The 3302-nt window shown below is 62.9% G+C and carries 3 protein-coding genes; all 3 read right to left on the minus strand.

Features of this window, described 5'->3' with window-relative positions:
• The coding region (locus ACOVRJ_RS16650) for a M13 family metallopeptidase (RefSeq protein ID WP_422044955.1) at window positions 1-2030 on the minus strand (2030 nt) is incomplete at its 3' end.
• Between the two features lie 65 nt (window positions 2031-2095).
• Window positions 2096-2839: a tRNA-uridine aminocarboxypropyltransferase gene (locus ACOVRJ_RS16655; protein WP_422044956.1), complete on the minus strand. Its 744-nt coding sequence runs from the start codon at window positions 2837-2839 to the stop codon at window positions 2096-2098.
• Window positions 2840-3119: 280 nt separating this feature from the next.
• A partial coding sequence (locus ACOVRJ_RS16660; protein WP_422044957.1) for a hypothetical protein occupies window positions 3120-3302 on the minus strand: 183 nt, incomplete at its 5' end.

A 3302-nucleotide genomic window follows, 5' to 3' on the forward strand; every position in this document is an offset into this window, starting at 1 on the left:
TCAAACTCGGGCATGTTCACCACCACGCCGTTGATGCGGTAGCGGCCCGGCGAGTGCGGATTGGTCAGCGCTTGCACGCGCAGTGCCTCGGGGCGTGCGTTATTGCAGTCCCATTGCGCGAAGCCCACGAAGAAGCGCTGCTCGGGCGTCAGGCCGTCTTTGTTCTCGAGCTTCTGGCCGGCCACATGCTGCTTCCAGGCGGTCAAGGCCAAGACCAAGCCGCCCAGGTCGGCGAGGTCTTCGCCCAGGGTCAGCTGGCTGTTGATCTTGATGTCGTCCACCACCGTGTACTGCGCGTACTGGTCGGCCACGCAAGCGGCGCGTTTTTCAAACTCGCGGCCGTCCTTCTTGCTCCACCAATCCTTCAGATTGCCCTTGGCATCGAACTTGCGGCCTTCGTCATCAAAACCATGCACCAGCTCGTGGCCGATGGTGCCGCCGGTGTTGCCGTAGTTGGGCGCGGCGTCCATCTTGGGGTCGAAGAGCGGCGGCTGCAGCACGGCGGCGGGGAAGTTGATGTCGTTCATCTGCGCGTCGTAATAGGCGTTCACCGTTTGCGGTGTCATCGCCCATTCGCCACGGTCCAGCGGCTGGCCGATCTTGGCCAGTTGCCGCTTGAACTCAAAGCGATGGCCGGCCTGCACATTGGCCACAAAGCTGTCGCGGCTGACGCTCAAGCCGCTGTAATCGCGCCAACGCTCGGGGTAGCCCACCTTGTTGACGATGCTGCCCAGCTTGGCCAGGGCCTGCTTCTTGGTAGCGGCGCTCATCCAGGGCAAGGCCTTGATGCTGTCGGCCATGGCGGCTTCGATCTCGGCCGTCATGCGCTCGGTCTGCTGCTTCAATTCGGGGCTGAAGCTGCGCGCCACAAACTCCTGGCCCAGCGCCTCGCCCATCTGCACATCGACCAGCTCGACGCAACGCTTCCAGCGGGGTTTGAGCTGCGGCGTGCCATTCAGCGTTTGGCCAAAGAAGTCAAAGTTGGCCTGCACCATCTCGGGCGCCAGATAAGCCGCATGGCTGCTGATCAAAGCCCAGTTCAGATAGGTCTTGATCTCCCCCAAGCTCATGGACTGCAAGCGCGCATCCAGCGCCTTGAAGAAGCCAGGCTCGGTCACATTGGTGGCGCCCACAGGGCCGGCCATGCCCAGCGCGGCGCGGTAAGCCGCCCAGTCGAAACCGGGGGTCAGGTCTTGCAAGGCCTTGGCATTGAGCTTGTTGTAGGTCTTGTAAGGGTCGCGCTTTTGCACCTGCGTCAAGGTGGCGCGAGCCAGCGCGCGCTCGGTGCTAAGCACGCTGCGCGCGGCCTTGGCAGCGGCCTGCGGCGTTTCGCCCGAGAGCTCAAACAGACGCGCCACATGGGCCTCAAACTGCCTGATCATGGCCAGCGAGCGGGCATCGCGCTTCACATAGAAGTCGCGGTCCGGCAGGCTCAGGCCCGCCGCCACGGCGAAGGCAATCACCTGGCTGGAGTTGCCAAAGTCCTGGCCCGAACCAAAGCGGAAGAAAAAGCGCTCGTTGTTGGTGGCCAGGTGCAGCGCGGCCAACAAGGCCGGCAGCTGGTCCTTGGACGTCAGCGCCGCAATCTGCTGCTGCAGCGGCTGCAAGGGCGCCAAGCCCTGGCTGCGCGCCGCGTCTTCGTTCATGCAGGCGCCAAAGTAATCGGCCATCTTGGCTTGGTTGGCCGTCAGGCTGCTGCGCTCGGGGTTGCTGGCCAGCTTGTCCAAAATGCCCCAGAGAAAGCGCTGGTTCTCCACCGCCAGCTTGCCGTAGACCGACCAGCGCGACTGGTCCTCAGGAATCGGGTTGTTCTTGATCCAGCCGCCGCAAGCGTATTGATAGAAATCCTCGCAGGGGTCCACGCTGCGGTCCATGGACGGCACATCCAGGCTGGGCGTGTAGGGCAGCTGGTCCAAGGGCGTTTCTGCAGCAGCCGCAGTAGCGCCCGACAGTGCGAACAAAGACAAGGCGAGCGCGGTGGCCCGGAACTTGTTGGAGGCAGGGAAAGCGGGTGACGAGCGCTGGGTCATGGGAATGAAGCTCTTTTGTAAAGAGCGGCCATTCTCCACCAGGCCCCGCGCCCGGCGCTGCTCGTTCAAGCTGGCGTTGTGGCCAGCGCCCGCAAGCGCTGGTGCGCCTCGTCCTCCCAGGCAATCGGCTGCTGGTTCTTGGCTTGCAGATAGTGATGAGAAAACACGTCCAGATAAGCCTCCAGCGTCTCGCCCGCCCGCGTCTCGCCGGCCAGGCTCAGGCACAGCGCCGCCACCTCGCTGGTGCAGAAATGATCATCCCGCCGCGAGCGGCGCAGCTTGTATTGCGAGACCTGCTCCAGCTGCAGGCTGAGCACCGGCAAAGCATCCAGGTAGGGACTTTTGCGAAACATCTTGCGCGCCTCGCCCCAGGTCGCATCCAACAAGATAAAGAGCGGACGCTTGGCCCCCGGCGCCGGGTTCACAGTGTCCTGCGGCAACTCGGTGATGACCCGCCCCGGGGCCACAAACTCGCCCGGGAACACCACAAACGGCTGCCACTGCGGGTCTTGCAGCAGCGCCAGCAAAGCCGGGTCCACCACCGTGCGCGCCCAGCTGAAGGCAAAGGTATCGGCCACCAAGTCGGCAATCAACCAACCGGTATTGCTGGGTTTGAGCGGCTCAATATCGGCCATCAACAAACACACCCCCGCCCGCGTCGCCACCCGAGGCATCAGCGCGCACATGCAATGGCTGGGCAGCAGCCGGCAACGCTCGCAGCGCTCACTCTTGAAGCCGCCAGGGGCGCGATAAGGCGTGTGGGTGCGCGCTAGACGGGCGGCGCGCAGCCGGGAGACGGCGTGGGGCATGGGGGAACGGGGTGACAGTGAGGAGGAGGAGCGGCTTTGTTGCACAACGGTATCCCGTTGCGGGGCCTGAGGGAGACTGTAGCTCTTGCCAATTCGACAGCGCGCCCTTCCCCTCGCGGCATACGTGCTGCGCCCATTTCAGCTCATTGAACTGCTTTGCATTTCCGTGGGAAGACATAACGCCCTGATTTGATGGCAACATAGACTCCCACCTTCTGCCTGAAGCCACCGCGCGAACCATGCAGTGCATTTGCAACAGGCGCGGTTTTTGGCGTGAAGCTCAATGACGCATGAAGAAACAGATAATCCGCAAGAAAGGGCAAAGCTGACGATTATTTCGCCCTAGGCACGAGCAGCTTGCTATTACAACATTTGCTTTGATAAGCGGCTCTCGGCGCCACACCAAATCAAGTTGAACTAAACCGCTGACGCGGTGACTGCCCTGGCTGCGGTCACCGCGTTT

Origin of the sequence: Roseateles sp. (genome assembly GCF_049240545.1) — a bacterium.
GTDB lineage: Bacteria > Pseudomonadota > Gammaproteobacteria > Burkholderiales > Burkholderiaceae_C > Paucibacter_A.